Source organism: uncultured Ruminococcus sp., from assembly GCF_937915125.1.
Lineage (GTDB): Bacteria > Bacillota > Clostridia > Oscillospirales > Ruminococcaceae > Ruminococcus_C.
Genome location: NZ_CALDMP010000098.1, coordinates 61,505 through 78,554, shown reverse-complemented (window position 1 = coordinate 78,554; position 17,050 = coordinate 61,505). Strand labels below are relative to the sequence as shown.

Below are 17,050 nucleotides of genomic sequence, written 5' to 3'. Positions count from 1 at the left end.
GCGCAGCAAGGTTGGTTTTGATTCCGACATACGTTTTGCGGCAAGGTAATCGTTTGCCGCAAAATTGGAGATTCCCGTCTTTTGAGGTGTCCAGGCTTCGCTGCATGTTATGCAGCGTGTGGATCGATCTCAAGGAATGACGGTTGAAACAGGCGGGGTAATGACTACGATTCCCTGCCTGATTCTATTATAAAAGCAAGACCGACAGAGACGCCAGTGGGTTTTACACGGTATTGCCTGACAGCAATTTTATGAGAAACCGATTGCCCGCATGGAAACCGGAGGTGTGGCTGATGATGCATATGGGAGAAAAAGAGAAGGAAAAACAAGGGGAGAATTCGCAGAAAAAACCATCACGCTCGGCATCCACGCGGATGCGGCGGCGTTCGAAGGTGAGTATGGCGGTGCTCATGATCATGTGCATTGCAGTTGCCGGAAAATTGTTCAAGGTCTCTGTGATGGACAATGCCAAGTATGAAACCCTTGCCAATAACTATCATTTCGGTACCATGACACTGGACGCCAGCCGCGGCGCCATTTATGATGCCAACGGAACTGCCCTTGCCTGGAGTGCAACGGTGTATAATGTGTACATAGACCCGAAGCTCTATCAGGAAGAAATGGATTCTATCGAAAAATCCAATGCGAAGAAGCAGGCAGCTGCCGAGGAGGACGGAGAAGAAGCGGCAAATCTGGTGGATACGGATCAGCTTCATGACTCCATCGTGACCTTCCTGTCGGAAAAGCTGGAGATCACACCGCAAAAGGTGGAGGAATCCTTCGCAAAATCCGGCAGATACTATGTTTTGCAGACCCAGGTGGAAAAGGATATTGCAGACGAGATCGTAGCCTATTTTGACACGCTGAACCTTTCTTTTATCGGCACAGAGGCAACTACACGCCGCTATTATCCGCAGAATGAGCTGGCTGCGGCTGTGATCGGCTTCACCAATGGTGACGGCGATGGTCAGTATGGTCTGGAATATCAGTATGATGAATATCTGGCAGGTGTAGACGGCCGTGTCATTTCGGCACAGGCTGCCAACGGTGAGGAAATGCCCTATCGTTATTCCACCACCTATGAAGCGGAGGATGGTGCGTCCCTTTACCTGACTCTGGATACGACCATGCAGTATTATCTGGAAAAGGCACTTTCGGAAATGGTGCAGGAGTATGAGGTGCAGGATCGTGCCACGGGCATTCTTATGAACCCAAAAACCGGCGAGATCTATGCCATGGCGACCTATCCGTCCTTTGATCTGAACAATCCATCGGAAATTTATGATACCAAGACGGCAAACGCTCTGGCGGAACTGCCGGAAGCGGAGTATCAGGACGCCTATCTGGAAGCCCGGGAGACCCAGTGGCGGAACAAGGCGATCAGCGAGATCAATCCCCCTGGCTCGACGTTTAAGATCGTGACCACAGCTTCGGCTTTCGAGGAAGATCTCATCGACCTGGACAGTGACAGCTTCTTCTGTCAGGGCTATTTGCAGGTGCAGGACGCAAAGATCGGCTGTTCCAAGCGTACCGGTCACGGTGCCCAGACGTTCACACAGGCACTGACCAATTCCTGTAACCCGGCGTTTATGGAGATCGGTCTGCGTCTGGGTGTGGATAAATTCAGCTATTATTTCCACGGTTTCGGACTGTCGGAAAAGACGGGCATCGACCTGCCCGGCGAAGTATCCGGTGCCTATGTGGAAAAGGATGACATGTCCCAGGTTGACCTGGCGTCCAGTGCATTTGGTCAGACAAATGAGCTGACTACGCTGGAACTGATCACCGCCTATTCTGCTGCCATCAACGGCGGCTATCTGGTGACGCCCTATGTGGTGGATCATATTGTGGACAGCAACGGCAATATGGCGCTGCAAAACAGTAGAAAGGTGAAGCGGCAGATCATTTCGGAGGAAACTTCTCAGACTGTACGGGAACAGCTTCAGGCAGTTGTGGACAACAATCCTTCCCATAATGCGTACATCCAGGGCTATCGCATCGGCGGTAAGTCCGGTACGGCGGAAATTCGTAACACAGCCATTGAGGACGACTATGTGGCATCGTACTGCTGCTTTGCACCGGCGGATGATCCCGAGGTCATTCTGCTGATCCAGGCGGACTATCCGAATCCGGAGATCGGCTATTATGGTTCTAGGGTTGTAACGCCTTATGCACGGGAAGTGATGCAGGAGATCCTGCCCTATATGGGCTATTATCCGGAATATACGGACGAAGAGGCACAGGAGATGAATGTCAATGTGCCGCTGCTCCAGGATGCATCTCTGGAAAGTGCAAAGGCATCTCTGGAACAGCTGGGGCTGACCTATGAGATCGTCGGTGAGGGCAGTACAGTTGTATCCCAGTCTCCTACCACCGGAACGAGCATTGCCAAGGGCGGAAAAGTGCTGCTCTATACAGAAAGTGATATCACGAGAGATCTTGTCACTGTGCCCAATCTGGTGGGCATGACGATCTCACAGGCAAATGAAACATTGTCGTATTACGGCTTGAATTATGCCGTTGTGGGCGCTTCGGCAAGCAGCGAGGGTGCACTGGTACAGTTCCAGTCAGAAGCTGAGGGTACTCAGGTACAGCGAGGCACGTCTATCACGCTGACGCTGGTTGCCGGCGAGGTGAACGATTAACGGCGTATATGCCGTCAGAAAGGATGAGGAACATGCAATTATATGAGCTGCTGGAGAACAATGCAGTGACCAGTCTGCCCGACCAGGAGATCACTGGTCTCACAGACGATTCCCGGAAGATACAGCCGGGTATGGTGTTTGCCTGCATTCGGGGAGAGCACTTCGATGGACACAATGCTGCGGCAGAAATGCTGGAGCGTGGTGCAGCTGCGGTACTGGTAGATCATGATCTGGGACTGGGTGACCGCCAGATTCTGACGGAGGATACCCGTGCCCTGTACGGAAAGCTCTGTGCCGCATGGTTCGGGCATCCGGAACGGAAGATGCACTTTGTGGGCGTCACCGGCACAAATGGAAAGACCACCATCACCAATCTCATCAAACATATTCTGACGAAAAACGGCCATACTGTGGGACTCATCGGAACCATCCAGAATGAGATCGGCAGCCAGGTGGTGCATACGGACAATACCACGCCCTTTGTCTACGACCTCATGGCGCTTTATCGGAAAATGGCAGATGCCGGCTGTGATTATGTGGTCATGGAGGTTTCCTCCTTCGGACTGGTACAGCAGCGTATCGGCGATACCCACTTTGATGCGGCAGTATTTACGAATCTGACACAGGATCACCTGGATTATCACGGCACCATGGAACAGTATTATCAGGCGAAGAAACTTCTGTTCTTCCGCTGTGACCAGGCGGTTATTGATACAGATGACAGCTACGGTGAACGGCTCTTCGGCGAGATCGCATGTCCCGGCATCTCCTACGGCAGCAGTAATCAGGCGGATTTCTATGCCGATGCCATAAAGCTCCGTGCCGATGGCACCAGCTTCTGGCTTTGTTGCGGCGGAAAGTCCTATCCGGTAAATCTGCACCTGACGGGAATGTTCAACGTGTCCAATGCCCTTGCGGCAGTTGCGGCATGTCATGCACTGGGAATGCCTCTGGGACGGATCCTGTCGGCGCTAGAGACATGCACCGGCGTCCGTGGCAGATGCGAGGTGATCCCCACTGACCGGGATTTCACAGTGATCTGTGATTATGCCCACACGCCGGACGCTGTGGAAAATATCCTGCGGAGCGTGAAGGAATACACCAAAGGCAGACTGATCTGTCTCTTCGGCTGCGGCGGCAACCGGGATGCCACAAAGCGCCCGAAAATGGCACAGGCTGCGGCGAAATATGCGGACTTTCTCATGGTCACTTCGGATAATCCCAGAGATGAGGACCCCGAGGCCATCATTGCAGATATCCTCACGGGACTGGAGGGCAGCGAAGTGCCCTATGAAGTGGTGGTAGACCGGAAGGAAGCCATTCTGCGGAGTATGCAGCTGGCACAGCCCGGCGATGTGATCGTGCTCGCCGGAAAGGGTCATGAGGACTATCAGGTGCTGCCGGGCGGCGTGCACATTCATATGGACGAACGGGAAATTGTGCGTGAATGCCTGCCGCTCGTACCGAAACGCTGAGAAAGTGTTCCAAAAATAAATGCTGGGGGATTGACAGATGAAGCCTTGGATGTTGTCAGAATTGAAAGAAATATTGCAGTGCCCGATTCCGTGTGAAGCGGAGATCACCTGCGTGAGCACCGATACCCGTGACCTGCCGGAGGGATGTCTCTTTGTGGCACTGCGGGGTGCACGCTTTGACGGACACAATTTTGTAAAGCAGGCAATAGAAGCCGGTGCGGTTGCCGCTGTGACGGAGTATCCCATTGCGGACTGCCCTTGTCTGGTGGTAAAGGATACGGGCAGGGCACTGCTGCGCATTGCTGGCTTTTACCGGCATAAATTCTCCCCGGTACTGGTGGGTATCACCGGCAGTGTGGGAAAGACAACCACCAAGGAAATGATCGCCTGTGTACTGGAATCCCAGTTCTGCACCCTGAAAACCCAGGGCAACCTGAACAACGAGATCGGTCTCCCCAAGACCTTGCTCCAGCTGGAGGATTCCCACGAGGCTGCTGTCATTGAAATGGGTATGTCCCACTTCGGCGAGATCAGCCGCCTTTCCCGGACGGCACAGCCATCCATGGGTGTTATCACCAACATCGGTTATTCCCATATCGAAAATCTCAAGACCCAGGAAGGCATCTTACAGGCAAAGCTGGAGATCCAGGACGGCATGGCACCGGATGCACCCCTTGTGGTGAACGGAGATGATGCACTCCTGGCACCGCTCAAACGGGATCTGTCCCGTCCGGTGGTGACCTATGGTATGCAGTCTCCCAAGGCAGATGTCCGTGCGGTGGATATCGTGCGCAAGGCACAGTCCACGGAATTCTTCATTCTCGCCCAGGACGGTGAGAAGTATCCGGTGGTACTGCCCTGTGCCGGAGACCATAATGTCATGAATGCCCTGGCAGCATTCTGCGTAGGCAGACTTGCCGGCATTGCGCCGGAACAGATCTGTCGTGCTCTGGGACAGTATCAGACCGTGGGTCTGCGGCAGAATATTTACCGCCGGGGCGCATATACCATTATTGCAGACTGTTATAATGCCAGCCCGGATTCCATGAAAGCAGCACTGACTGTACTCCATGATCTGCCTTGTAAGGGCAGACGAGTGGCTGTGCTGGGGGATATGCTGGAGCTGGGGGAAATGTCCCGTCAGCTGCACACCCTGGTGGGCGAAATGGCAGCGGCAAGCGAAGTGGATGCGCTGTTCTGCTTCGGAAAGGAATCCTTCTACCTGGCACAGCGAGCTGCCATGCAGGAGGTTTCGGTGTATCACACCGAGGATCGCCGGGAGCTTTGCCGTGTGATCCGCCAGTATTTGAGGCCGGATGATGTGGTATTGTTCAAGGCGAGCCGGGGCATGCACCTGGAGGATTGTATTGACGTGATATTTGAGCAGGAGGAGGATGCAGAAGATGCCGTTCTGGATTAACATTGCAGTGGGACTGCTGGCATTTGCCGTGGCAGCACTGGGCGGAAAAGCCCTGATTCCGTGGCTGCACAAGCTGAAATTCGGGCAGCCCATCAAAGTCGATTTCGGGCCGAAGTGGCACGCCGGAAAGCAGGGGACGCCTACCATGGGCGGTATTCTGTTCATTGTGGGCAGCGTTGTGGGCACGGCTGTTGGCTATGCTCTGTACCGTTTTTTCGGTACAACGGATGCCGTTTCCATCGGCGGCGACCGGGAAGCACTCCGGGTACTGAGCTGTGTGCTGTTCTGCATTCTGTTCGGCGTTATCGGCTTTATTGACGACTTCGCAAAGGTGGCGAAGAAACAGAATGAGGGTCTGACGCCCATGCAGAAGATCATTTTGCAGGTAGTGGCAGCAGTGTTGTGGCTGGGTGCAATGTACTTCCTGGGCGACCGGAACACCGTCATTGACCTGGCGTTTGTGCAGTTTGATATCAAGTGGTTCTATTATCCCCTTATGGTGCTGGTGATCCTGTACCTGACCAATGCGGTGAATCTGACAGACGGTGTAGACGGCCTCTGCGGCACTGTGACGCTGGTGGCAATGCTGATCTTCACGCTCATTTGCAGCAGACTTCAGATGCACACATACACCCTGTTCACCATGGCGCTTGCCGGCGGATGCCTGGGCTTTCTGGTGTGGAATCTCCACCCGGCAAAGTGCTTTATGGGCGACACCGGCTCTATGTTCCTGGGTGCGGCAGTTGCCGCAGTGGGGCTAGCCACCCACCAGCATCTGGTGCTGGTGCTGGTAGCGCTGGTATACATCCTGGAGGCACTTTCCGTTATGATCCAGGTGACCTATTTTAAGTATACGAAAAAGAAGTACGGCGAGGGTCGCCGTATCTTTAAAATGACGCCCATCCACCATCATTTTGAGATGAGCGGCTTCAGTGAATATAAGATTGTCATTACATTTTCTCTGTTCGGTCTCATTGCCGGACTGTGCGGACTGCTGCTTGTGATATTCTAAGGGCAACGATGTCCGAACCCCCAAGGAGGTTGCATATGGCGGAACAAATTGCTGCCGGAACACGAAAAAAAAGTCGCTTCAATCTGCCCCTGTGGCAGCGCAATGTGCGTTACGGCGAGGTAGATCTTGCCTTTTTCCTGATCGTCATTGCACTGCTGGTTATCGGCATTATTATGATGTTCTCAGCCAGCTATGCCTGGGCCATTGCCGAGGGTGAGGATGGTACGTTCTATGCGGCAAATCAGATCAAAAATGCCATTGTGGGACTGGTGATCATGTGTGTGCTCTGCACGGTGGATTATCACATATTTCAGAAGCCCATGATCGCAGTAGGTGCCTATATCATCCCTCTGGTGCTGCTGGTCATGGTATTTGTCCCGGGAATCGGCGTTACGGAAGGCGGTGCCACACGATGGATCGCCATCGGCGGCTTTAACTTTCAGCCGTCAGAGCTGATGAAGATCGGCATTGTCGTTTTCCTGTCCTATGTCATTGAAAAGAACTACGACAATATGCGGTCGTTCCGCAAGGGAATGCTGCCGCTGCTGCTGTTTATGGCGATCCCGGCGGCACTCCTCATCAAGGAACCGCACCTTTCTGCCACAGTGCTCATTGTGCTCATGTGCATCATTCTGATTTTCGTGGGCGGTGCAGATCTGAAACAATTTCTGATGATCGGTATTGCCGCAGTGGGTGCTGCGCTGCTCATCGGCTTTCTCATGTCCGACAGCTATGAGTATATCGGAAAGCGTATCAATTCCTGGCTGGATCCGTTTGCCGACAGCCTGGGCGATACCTGGCAGACCTGCCAGTCTCTGATCGCCATTGGTTCCGGCGGACTGTTCGGACTGGGTCTGGGAGAATCCCGGCAGAAATATCTATACCTGCCGGAAACCAAAAATGACTTTGTGTTTTCCATTGTCTGTGAAGAACTGGGCTTTGTGGGCGCAGTGACCGTGCTGCTGCTGTTTGCGATGCTGGTGATCCGCGGATTCCACATTGCCATGCACGCCAGGGATAAATTCGGGATGCTGGTTGCCATTGGGCTCACTTCCCACATCGGATTGCAGGCGTTTTTCAACATTGCCGTAGTCAGCAACCTGATTCCCAATACGGGTATCAGTCTGCCCTTCTTCAGCTACGGCGGCACGGCGCTGATCTTACAGCTGGCAGAAATGGGAATTGTTTTGAATATTTCCCGTGTGCGTTATCGTGTGGAAAAACAGAAGCCGGCGGACACTGGGGTCATGGAACGGACACAGCCCCGGCAGGGAGGTAACCTATGAAAGTATTATTGGCAGGAGGCGGCACGGGCGGTCACATCAACCCGGCACTTGCCATTGCCTCCATTATCAAACAGCACGACCCTTCGGCAGAATTCCTCTTTGTGGGAACGCCCAACGGCATGGAGGCACGTCTTGTGCCCCAGGCAGGCTATCGCATGGAGACCATGCATGTGGCAGGGTTTCAGCGGAAACTGACCCTGAAAAACATGGGGCGCAATGTGAAAGCGGCATATTATCTCGCCACATCCCAGCCCCGTGCCCGGAAGATCGTGAAGCAGTTCCAGCCGGACGTTGCCATCGGCACCGGCGGCTATGTGGCAGGTCCCATTCTTCATGCGGCGGCTCATCTGGGCGTGCCCTGCGCCATTCATGAGCAGAATGCCTTTCCTGGTGTGACTAACAAAATGCTGGCAAAAGAAGTAGACCACGTCATGCTGACGGTGGAAAAGGCGCTGGAGTATCTCCACCCGGACTGTGCTTATACTGTGACAGGACTTCCGGTGCGCGGCGGTATTTCCCACCCGGACAAAGCTGCTGCACGGAAAAAGCTGGGCTTTGATGATGGACTATGCATCCTCTCTTTTGGCGGCAGTCTGGGGGCAGGATGTATCAACGAAGCCATGGCAGAACTGATTCCGTGGCACGTGAAAAAGGGGCTGGCGATCAACCACATTCACGGCTATGGCGGTATGGGAAAGGAGACATTCCCGGCGGCGATGCAGCAGGCAGGGATTCCCATGGAGAGCGACCGTTTGCGGATTACGGAGTACATCAATGATATGGATGTATGCCTGGCGGCGGCAGATCTGGTCATCTGCCGTTCCGGTGCGTCTACGCTGGCAGAACTGGAGGCTGTGGGGAGAGGTTCTATTCTCATTCCGTCCCCCATTGTGACAGGCAATCACCAGCTGCATAATGCCAATGTGCTTGGGGATGCCGGGGCTGCCATTGTCATTGAACAGAAAGACGCTTCGCCACAGCGGATCATCCAGGAGGTGGAGAGACTGTATCATGACCGTGACCGCCTGACACAGATGGGACAGAAGGCAAAGGGATTGGAGATTCCGGATACAGAAGAACGTATCTGGAAGGTGATTGAGGGCTTGGTGCAGAAGAAGAAATAAGGCGGCAAAGTAAAAGAACGAGATGTTTTTTTCCGTTTTTAAAAGGGCTGCCTGGCAATGAAGTTTTTTGGTCCAGCAATTTTTCAAAAATGCTGGCGAGGTCCAGGGCGAGAAGCCCTGGTCGCCGCCCGCAGGCGGCGAAACACCCCGGCGCATTCTTCTGCGCCGCGGAGAGGGTGGTGAGAAAAAGCGACAGCTTTTTCGAGGCGGGGCGAATAAGACCGCCCCGCCTTGTAAAGCCATTTTCTCCAGTGAAGCCTTGCAAACGTCCCGGTGGGACGTTTGCAACGAGATGAACTTTCCATATCTCAGCACAACTCGACTTAGAATCTGTATGATTCTCACCAATTTTCCCGACTCCGCATACACTGAAAATAAAAAGAGGTGATGCGGATTGCAAAAACTGGTGATCGAGGGCGGCGTTCCGCTGGAAGGGGATATTTTCTTACATGGCGCAAAAAACAGCGCACTTCCGATCCTTGCGGGCGTACTGTTGTGCGACGGCGAGACCGTCCTGGAGAATTGTCCCCGGCTGACGGATGTCTTTGCCGCCTGCCGGATTTTGACCCATTTGGGGTGCCGCTGTATGATACAGGAACATACGGTGACTGTGCGTGTGTGTGACCTGCGGTCGGATACCATTCCGGAGGCACTTATGCAGGAAATGCGCTCGTCCATTATCTTTCTGGGGGCGGTACTGGGTCGTACCGGAGCGTGCCATGTGTCCTATCCCGGCGGCTGTGAACTGGGTCCCAGACCCATTGATATGCACCTGGACGCACTCCGCCAGATGGGTGCGCATTTTACCATTCACGGCGGTCAGCTGGATTGTACCGCACCCGAGGGACTGCATGGTGCGAAGATCCATCTGCCTTTTCCGTCCGTGGGTGCTACGGAAAATGTCATGCTGGCGGCGACTCTGGCGCAGGGGCGGACGGTGCTGCACAATGCAGCAAGAGAACCGGAGATCTGCGACCTGGCTTCGTTCCTGCGTACCTGCGGCGCAAAAATTTCCGGTGACGGCGAGAGTACCATTGTCATAGACGGCGTGGAAAAGCTCCGGGGCGGTACGTATTCCATTCTGCCCGACCGGATCGCCGGGGTGACTTATCTGGGTGCGGCGGCAATTACCGGCGGTACGGTCTGTCTCCGGGGTATCAGTGCCCGTCCCCTGGAAAACATGCTCCCGGTTCTGGAACAGGCCGGCTGCCGGGTGTACCCGGAACCGGATCGGATGCATCTGCTGGCACCCAGACGGCTGCGTGCTGTGCCCCTGATCCGGACAATGCCCCATCCGGGCTTTCCCACAGATGCCCAGGCGATTTTTATGGCAATGCTCAGCCTGGCAGACGGCGTCAGCGTCCTGGAGGAAAATATTTTTGAGAACCGCTACCGCCATGTGGACGCTCTTGTGAAAATGGGTGCAAAGATTCACGTCTCCGGCAGAATTGCTGTTGTCACCGGTGTACGTTCCCTCAGCGGTGCGTCCGTTGCAGCCACGGATCTCCGGGGCGGTGCGGCAATGGTGCTCGCCGGACTGGCGGCACAGGGACGAACGGAGATCCGGCAGATCTCCCATATTGACCGTGGATATGAGACAATCGAAACAGTACTCCGCAGCGTGGGCGGCCGTGTCACACGGGTGGATGATGATAATTAACCGGACGAAGAGAAATGCCCTATGGCTTCTGCGTTCCGGGCAGGGAGGATTCAGCGATGCAGGATGTGGAAAAAACAGAAATCCAGCGTCATAATAATGCCCGGCGGATGCGCCGCCGGAACCGGATGCGCCCTTTGTATGGGCTGGTCGTTGCGGTTCTGGTGGTGTTCATCGGCGTTGCGCTTTCCAGGACTGTGTTTTTTAACATTCAGACAATTGTGATCGATGGGGATGCACCCCAGTATTCCAAGGATGATATTGCCCATGCATCTGGTGTGCATACCGGCGATAATCTCATGCGGGTGAACGCAGATGAGGTGAAGCAGAATGTGCTCAGTGAGTGCTATTATGTGGAGAATGTCACCGTGAAAAAGGAGTTCCCGGACGAACTCGTGATCACAGTTTCGCCCAGTGTGTCAGCGTATAATGTGGTGGATAACAGCGGAACGCTTCAGGTAAATGCTGCCGGAAAGATCTTGAAAAATAGCCCGGAAACAGATGCTGCACTGCCTACCATTACGGGATTTGAAGCACAGGTGCGGGAAGCCGGACAAATGCTCGCCTCAAAGGACAGCCAGAAAGATAAGATCTTTCAGACCTTGACAAAGCTTATGGCGAAGGGGCTGGATTGTCCCATTACTGCCATTGACCTGACGGATAAATATGACATTGTGCTGACCTTCGACAATCGGGTGGAATTCTCTCTGGGAAACTGGAGCGATCTGGAGTATAAGATAACTCTGGCGGAAACTGTTCTCACAAAGCTTTCGTCTGACAAAGTGGGCTATCTCTCCATGGTGGGCGACCACCAGTGTTCCTATCGGGACAAGGAGTCGGTGGAACGGCAAACGACGGCGCCTATGACCACTCTGGCAACAGATGAAAACGGCGATCCTGTGGTGGAAACTGACGAAAACGGCGACCCCATCTCCACGACAACTGAGACCACAGCAGTGGAAAATGACTGGCAGTAACGATTTTTCTGTCTCTCATGCGACAGCTTTTTTCAAAAATCTGTGTAAAATTGTGAAAATCTGCCTTTATTCCCGGTAAAATCTTGTGGGAAAAGGAAAAACATAATTTATTTCAAAAAAAGGCTTGCAATGTTTGCAGAAATGTGTTAAGATAATAAGTGTATTTCCAGAGAAAGAAATCCGTGTTTGCGGAATGACAATACGGGTAATATACAGCTTGTGATAGAAGTTCTTGTAGGAGGAAATGTTGAGATGACTGATTTTATCTATGAAGATGCGTTTGATCCCGATGTAAATATCAAGGTGATCGGTGTCGGCGGCGGCGGCGGAAATGCGCTCAATTGCATGGCATCTTCCGATGTAAATGATATTGAGTATATTGCAGTCAATACCGATGCAAAGGCATTGAACAATTCAAAGGCAACCACCAAGATCCAGATCGGTGCAAAGCTCACAAAGGGCCGTGGTGCCGGCAATAAGCCAGAGGTGGGCAAAAACAGCGCAGAAGAGAACCGGGATGAGATCGAGGCAGCACTGAAGGGCGCTGATATGGTATTCATCACTGCCGGTATGGGCGGCGGTACCGGTACTGGTGCAGCACCTGTTGTGGCTCGTCTGGCACAGGAAGCTGGCATCCTGACAGTGGCTGTTGTCACAAAGCCCTTTGCCTTTGAACGGGAACAGAAGATGATCCAGGCAGAAAACGGCATTGCAGAACTGCGCAAGTATGTGGATTCCCTGATCGTGATCCCCAACGAAAAGCTGCTGGAAGGTCTGGACAAGCCTTTGACCATGCGGGAATCTTTCGCACTGGCTGACGATGTGCTCAAGACCGGTGTCAAGAGCATTTCCGACCTGATCGTAGAAGAGGGTTATATCAACCTGGACTTCGCAGACGTTTCCACTATCATGAAGGGTGCAGGCTATGCACACATGGCAATCGGTCACGGTTCCGGCAAGGACAAGGCAAAGGAAGCTGCAAACGCAGTCATCGCAAGCCCGCTGCTGGAGACTTCCATTGCCGGTGCAAGACGACTGCTCATCAATATCGCTATGAGCGAGGATATTCTCTCTTCCGACGTGGATGTTGCAACCAAGATGATCACTGACAAGGCAGCCGACGATGTAGAGTTCATCTTCGGTACCGCTTTCAAGGAAGATATGCAGGATGAGATGACCATTACGGTGATCGCTGCCGGCTTCGATATGGTTGACTCGGACGAACTGGAACAACAGGAAGAGCCCATTCCGGTGGACAATCCTCTGGTAAAGGACGTGAAGGTCAGCGGTGCACAGAATGCCGCTCCGGCACAGCCCCAGACCCAGACATCGGCGGTGGATGATGATCTTATGGCAATCTTCAATATTCTGGATCGGAAATAAGTTTTTGTAAAAAATGACAGCCCTGGTACGATTATGTGCCGGGGCTTTTTTGTTCACAGGGGCAAGCGCATGAATCTGTGCATATTGCTGGAAAAACCGATTGAAAAACTGGGAGAAATGCCAGTTTTGCGGACAGGTCAGAGAATTCGCAGGAATGTTATTGACAATTTTCTGTTTTTCCGATATAATATAAAAAGTGTGGAATGTGCTGTGCGATGCGGTACATGCTGCACTTCCTGAGCAATAGCAAACTGAACAATTTCACGGATTGATAGGGGAATGAGTGTTGAAGCCGGTACCTTTTGAGCAATTACCGGATGAGGAGCTTGTGCTTCTGGCGAGACAGAACCGGCAGGCGATGGAAGTCCTGATCACACGATACACTGGTCTCGTGTGGCGTCAGGTACGGCAATATCAGGGGAATTCCGATGCTGAGGATCTCGCACAGGAGGGCTTTTTGGGTCTGATCTCTGCGGCATGCCGGTATGAACGCATACGGGGCGTGCCGTTTTCTGCCTATGCGGGGAAATGTGTGACAAACAGCATTGTATCTGCCTTGCGGCGATGCCGCAATCTGCCGCTTCCTGTGGGGGCGTCGGATATGCCGCCGCTCTCTCAGGTACAGGATCCGTCACGGTCGCCGGACTCTGTGGTACAGAGCCGGACCCAGACTGCGGCAATGATTTGTGCCATGGTGAACCGCTTGTCCCGGCGGGAATATCAGGTTTGCATGCTGATCTATGGCGGTGCTTCCTATGCGCAGGCTGCGCAGAAACTGCACATGTCCGTCAAATCAGTGGATAATGCGTTGCAACGTGCACGCCGGAAGCTTCGTGCGGCGGCGGAGGACACGGTGTGATGAATTGCACCGGGAATATTTTTAATTGAATTGCCGGAGCATTCCGGCACGAGGAACCGCAAAAGGGATGCCTCGGGAAAGGTAAGGTTACACTATGTACGAAGACAAGACTTTGGTATGCAAGGACTGCGGAGCAGAATTCGTTTTCACTGCCGGCGAGCAGGAATTTTACGCAGAAAGAGGCTTTGTAAATGAGCCGAAGCGCTGCAAGGCGTGCCGTGATGCAAAGCGGGGCAATGCACCGAGACCGGAGCGTGAAATGTTCACTGCTGTCTGCGATTCCTGCGGCGGCGAGGCAAGAGTTCCGTTCCAGCCTCGTGAGGGTCGTCCGATCTATTGCAGTGCATGCTATGCCAAAATGAAGGAAGAGGCATAAACCCCACTCCAATGATGCGGTATTGTGACTGTATATGACTGTATAACAGTTACGCTGTTCTTTTTGTCTGCATAGCAGAACCCGATTCCGGGTACGCTATTTTTGCAGATGCAGCAAAGCGCTGTATGATGCACAGACAGGAGGTGTTAGAATATGGCAATGATTACTAAGGAAACCATCATCGGTGATATTCTGGACATTGCGCCCCAGACGGCTCCGCTGTTTATGGCAATCGGTATGCACTGTCTGGGCTGCCCGGCTTCTCGTGGAGAGACTGTGGAAGAGGCCTGCATGGTGCACGGCATTGATCCGGATGAGCTGCTGGAAGAGCTGAACAAGCAGATCGCAGCCGGTGATGTCAAGTAAAATCGTTTTTTTCAGATTGCTCCCCGTGTGAATTCTGCCCCTTCGGATGGTGGATTTTGACGGCGGAGCAATTTTTGTTCGCTGGTGGTGCTTGTAGGGGCGAACGCTGTTTGCCCCTACGTGACACATTATGCGAACTTGCTCGTAGAAAGGAGACAAATCACATGCTGACCAAACGTCTCGCCGCCTGTGCGGCACTGGTGACAAAGGGCGGTGTTGTCTGCGATGTGGGAACAGATCACGCCTATCTCACCGCAGAACTGCTGCAAAAGGGGATCTGTACCCGTGCTGTTGCCACGGATATCCACCAGGGGCCTTTGGATGCCGCACGCCGTACCCTCAGCGAAGCCGGCGTGCTGGCGCAGACGGAACTGCGCCTCTGCGATGGACTGGAACAGGTACAGCCGGAGGGCATCACCGATGTGGTCATTGCCGGCATGGGCGGCGAGACGATTGTTCACATTCTGGAACAATGCCCGTGGAAAAATGCGGTGCACCTGATCTTGCAGCCCATGACAAAGATTCCCACCCTGCGGCAGTGGCTGGCGGCACAGGGCTTCGGCTGGAAAGAGCATGTGATTGCAGAGGGAGAGAAATTCTACGTGATTCTGGATGCCTGGTATGACGGTACGCCACGTACTTTGAGTATTCTGGAACAGGAAGTGGGCTGTCCGGATTGGACGGAGAAAACGGCACAGCGTTATGCCAGCTGGAAGCGAGTACGTTTTCAGAAACTGGCACAGCAGCTGGAGACGGCAGGGCAGCCCGATGCACAGAAATGGAAAGCAGCTGCGGCACAGCTGGAACAAATGGAACATACATGGGAGGAATCCAAATGCTGACAGTCGGAAACATCTATGAAGCCATTGATACATTCGCACCCTTTGCATCCCAGGAATCCTGGGACAATTCCGGTCTCCTTGTGGGCAGCATGTGCCAGCCGGCACAGCGGATTCTGACCACCCTGGATATTTCGGCGGAAGTGATCTCAGAGGCAGTACAGCGGGAAGTGCAGCTCATTGTGGCACACCATCCGGTGATTTTTTCGCCCCTGAAAGCGCTGCCGGTTTCCAGCCCGGTATATCAGCTGGCAGCCCATGGCATTGCCGCAATCTGCGTCCATACGCCCCTGGATATTGCGCCGGAGGGCTTGAACATGTACGCTCATAGGCAGCTGAAAGATGCCTTGCTGCTGGAGGGAAATCCGGCAGTACTGGAACCCACCTGGAAAGACGGACGTGGTTTCGGCTGGGTGGATACCAGCCGGAGAGAGTGGATGCCGGAGGAACTGGCAGAGCAATTGCAGGCGGCGTTCAGCTGTCCGGCAGTGCGCTTTTCCAATGGGAATCAGCCGGTCCGGAAAATTGCATTCAGTTCCGGCTCCAGTGCGTCCCTGCTGGAACTGGCAGCAGCGCAGGGCTGCGATGCCCTGATTACCGGGGATATCAAGCATGACCGCTGGTATGCGGCGGAATTCCTGGGGCTGTCACTGTTCGACTGCGGTCACTACGGTACAGAGCAGATCGCTGCACAGATTCTCCATGACAAGCTCCGGGCGGCATATCCGGATGTAGAGATATTCTGTATGCCCGGTGCCGATCCGGCGGCAGTTCTGGCAGGAGGTGTGTTGCAATGAGCGTTTGGAAATGCCCGGTCTGCGGTGCGTTTATGCAGCATCGTGGACGGTGCTGGAGTTGTACCAAGGGGCATACCTTCGATATGGCACGGAGCGGCTATGTGAATCTGCTTCCGGCGAACCGCAAGCATGCAAAGAATCCCGGAGACAATGCGGTGATGATGCGTGCCCGGCGGAAGTTTCTGGATGCCGGACACTATGCACCGCTGCGCAATGCCCTGGAACAGGCAGCGCTGCGCTACGGCAGAGCCGGAGGGGTACTGCTGGATGCCGGCTGCGGCGAGGGGTATTATACAGAGGGCGTGGCGAAGGCACTGGAACAGGGGAATATGCCCATGCAGATCTACGGTGTGGATATTTCCAAAAGTGCTGCGGATGCGGCATCCAAACGCTGTCCCGATGGGCATTTTGCCGTGGGGAGTGTCTACCATCTGCCGGTAACTGACCACTGCTGTGATCTGCTCATGACCATTTTTGCGCCTTATTGCGGCGAGGAATACCGCCGGGTACTGCGGAAAAACGGGGTGATGATGATGGTGATTCCCGGTCAGCAGCACCTGTGGGGGCTGAAAGAGGCAATTTACGATGTGCCATATCCCAATGCCGTCCGGGATTATGCCCTGGAGGGCTTCGAGCTGATACAGGCAGAGTATGTGGATAGCTGGATGAAGCTGGACACCCCGGAGGATATTCAGAATCTATTCCAGATGACGCCCTATTATTATAAGACCGGACGGGAAGAACATGCCCGGCTGGAACAGCTGCAAAGCTTGTCCACGCAGATTTCTTTTGAGGTTTTGCAGTATCGGGTGGTGGATGCCGGAGAATGAGACA

The 17,050-nt window shown here is 53.8% G+C and carries 15 protein-coding genes; all 15 read left to right on the top strand.

Annotation, left to right across the window (positions count from 1 at the left end; all coding sequences use genetic code 11):
• Window positions 1–293: 293 nt before the first annotated feature.
• The 15 genes from Q0418_RS10230 (at window position 294) to Q0418_RS10160 (ending at window position 17,046) form a co-directional block, all read left to right on the top strand.
• On the top strand, window positions 294–2,645 hold the full coding sequence (locus tag Q0418_RS10230) for a penicillin-binding transpeptidase domain-containing protein (protein WP_298484035.1): 2,352 nt from the start codon (window positions 294–296) through the stop codon (window positions 2,643–2,645).
• Window positions 2,646–2,677: 32 nt separating this feature from the next.
• On the top strand, window positions 2,678–4,120 hold the full coding sequence (locus tag Q0418_RS10225; protein WP_298484034.1) for a UDP-N-acetylmuramoyl-L-alanyl-D-glutamate--2,6-diaminopimelate ligase: 1,443 nt from the start codon (window positions 2,678–2,680) through the stop codon (window positions 4,118–4,120).
• A gap of 37 nt (window positions 4,121–4,157) precedes the next feature.
• Window positions 4,158–5,540: a UDP-N-acetylmuramoyl-tripeptide--D-alanyl-D-alanine ligase gene (gene murF / locus Q0418_RS10220; RefSeq protein ID WP_298484033.1), complete on the top strand. Its 1,383-nt coding sequence runs from the start codon at window positions 4,158–4,160 to the stop codon at window positions 5,538–5,540.
• A complete protein-coding gene (gene mraY / locus Q0418_RS10215) occupies window positions 5,524–6,552 on the top strand; it encodes a phospho-N-acetylmuramoyl-pentapeptide-transferase (protein ID WP_298484032.1) in 1,029 nt (342 codons plus the stop codon). The genes murF and mraY overlap by 17 nt, the downstream gene beginning before the upstream one ends.
• 35 nt (window positions 6,553–6,587) lie before the next feature.
• The gene (gene ftsW, locus Q0418_RS10210; protein ID WP_298484031.1) at window positions 6,588–7,838 is read left to right on the top strand and encodes a putative lipid II flippase FtsW; all 1,251 of its coding nucleotides are present in this window, start codon (window positions 6,588–6,590) and stop codon (window positions 7,836–7,838) included.
• Complete coding sequence (murG, locus tag Q0418_RS10205; protein WP_298484030.1) at window positions 7,835–8,962, top strand: undecaprenyldiphospho-muramoylpentapeptide beta-N-acetylglucosaminyltransferase; 1,128 nt, start codon at window positions 7,835–7,837, stop codon at window positions 8,960–8,962. Before ftsW ends, murG begins: the two co-directional genes overlap by 4 nt.
• A gap of 394 nt (window positions 8,963–9,356) precedes the next feature.
• Complete coding sequence (gene murA / locus Q0418_RS10200) at window positions 9,357–10,622, top strand: UDP-N-acetylglucosamine 1-carboxyvinyltransferase (protein WP_298484029.1); 1,266 nt, start codon at window positions 9,357–9,359, stop codon at window positions 10,620–10,622.
• A 56-nt stretch (window positions 10,623–10,678) separates the two neighbouring features.
• Window positions 10,679–11,596 (top strand): cell division protein FtsQ/DivIB, encoded by a 918-nt coding sequence (locus tag Q0418_RS10195; protein ID WP_298484028.1) that lies wholly within the window; start codon window positions 10,679–10,681, stop codon window positions 11,594–11,596.
• Window positions 11,597–11,848: 252 nt separating this feature from the next.
• Window positions 11,849–12,979, top strand: a complete 1,131-nt coding sequence (ftsZ, locus tag Q0418_RS10190) for a cell division protein FtsZ (RefSeq protein ID WP_298484027.1) — start codon at window positions 11,849–11,851, stop codon at window positions 12,977–12,979.
• A 286-nt stretch (window positions 12,980–13,265) separates the two neighbouring features.
• Entirely contained in the window at window positions 13,266–13,838 is a 573-nt protein-coding gene (locus tag Q0418_RS10185) for a sigma-70 family RNA polymerase sigma factor (protein WP_298484026.1), read from the top strand.
• A 94-nt stretch (window positions 13,839–13,932) separates the two neighbouring features.
• Window positions 13,933–14,214: a zinc-ribbon domain containing protein gene (locus Q0418_RS10180; RefSeq protein ID WP_295216754.1), complete on the top strand. Its 282-nt coding sequence runs from the start codon at window positions 13,933–13,935 to the stop codon at window positions 14,212–14,214.
• A gap of 153 nt (window positions 14,215–14,367) precedes the next feature.
• The gene (locus Q0418_RS10175) at window positions 14,368–14,580 is read left to right on the top strand and encodes a DUF1858 domain-containing protein (RefSeq protein WP_295216757.1); all 213 of its coding nucleotides are present in this window, start codon (window positions 14,368–14,370) and stop codon (window positions 14,578–14,580) included.
• A 164-nt stretch (window positions 14,581–14,744) separates the two neighbouring features.
• The gene (locus tag Q0418_RS10170; protein ID WP_298484025.1) at window positions 14,745–15,422 is read left to right on the top strand and encodes a class I SAM-dependent methyltransferase; all 678 of its coding nucleotides are present in this window, start codon (window positions 14,745–14,747) and stop codon (window positions 15,420–15,422) included.
• Window positions 15,416–16,216, top strand: a complete 801-nt coding sequence (locus Q0418_RS10165; RefSeq protein WP_298484024.1) for a Nif3-like dinuclear metal center hexameric protein — start codon at window positions 15,416–15,418, stop codon at window positions 16,214–16,216. Before Q0418_RS10170 ends, Q0418_RS10165 begins: the two co-directional genes overlap by 7 nt.
• Window positions 16,213–17,046, top strand: a complete 834-nt coding sequence (locus tag Q0418_RS10160; RefSeq protein WP_298484023.1) for a putative RNA methyltransferase — start codon at window positions 16,213–16,215, stop codon at window positions 17,044–17,046. Before Q0418_RS10165 ends, Q0418_RS10160 begins: the two co-directional genes overlap by 4 nt.
• Window positions 17,047–17,050: the final 4 nt, after the last annotated feature.

Excerpts from the sequence above, each read along its gene's own strand:
- Q0418_RS10230 (WP_298484035.1), top strand. The coding sequence starts at position 294 with ATGATGCATATGGGAGAAAAAGAGAAGGAAAAACAAGGGGAGAATTCG.
- Q0418_RS10225 (WP_298484034.1), top strand. The coding sequence starts at position 2,678 with ATGCAATTATATGAGCTGCTGGAGAACAATGCAGTGACCAGTCTGCCC.
- murF (WP_298484033.1), top strand. The coding sequence starts at position 4,158 with ATGAAGCCTTGGATGTTGTCAGAATTGAAAGAAATATTGCAGTGCCCG.
- mraY (WP_298484032.1), top strand. The coding sequence starts at position 5,524 with ATGCCGTTCTGGATTAACATTGCAGTGGGACTGCTGGCATTTGCCGTG.
- ftsW (WP_298484031.1), top strand. The coding sequence starts at position 6,588 with ATGGCGGAACAAATTGCTGCCGGAACACGAAAAAAAAGTCGCTTCAAT.
- murG (WP_298484030.1), top strand. The coding sequence starts at position 7,835 with ATGAAAGTATTATTGGCAGGAGGCGGCACGGGCGGTCACATCAACCCG.
- Q0418_RS10195 (WP_298484028.1), top strand. The coding sequence starts at position 10,679 with ATGCAGGATGTGGAAAAAACAGAAATCCAGCGTCATAATAATGCCCGG.
- ftsZ (WP_298484027.1), top strand. The coding sequence starts at position 11,849 with ATGACTGATTTTATCTATGAAGATGCGTTTGATCCCGATGTAAATATC.
- Q0418_RS10180 (WP_295216754.1), top strand. The coding sequence starts at position 13,933 with ATGTACGAAGACAAGACTTTGGTATGCAAGGACTGCGGAGCAGAATTC.
- Q0418_RS10175 (WP_295216757.1), top strand. The coding sequence starts at position 14,368 with ATGGCAATGATTACTAAGGAAACCATCATCGGTGATATTCTGGACATT.
- Q0418_RS10170 (WP_298484025.1), top strand. The coding sequence starts at position 14,745 with ATGCTGACCAAACGTCTCGCCGCCTGTGCGGCACTGGTGACAAAGGGC.
- Q0418_RS10165 (WP_298484024.1), top strand. The coding sequence starts at position 15,416 with ATGCTGACAGTCGGAAACATCTATGAAGCCATTGATACATTCGCACCC.
- Q0418_RS10160 (WP_298484023.1), top strand. The coding sequence starts at position 16,213 with ATGAGCGTTTGGAAATGCCCGGTCTGCGGTGCGTTTATGCAGCATCGT.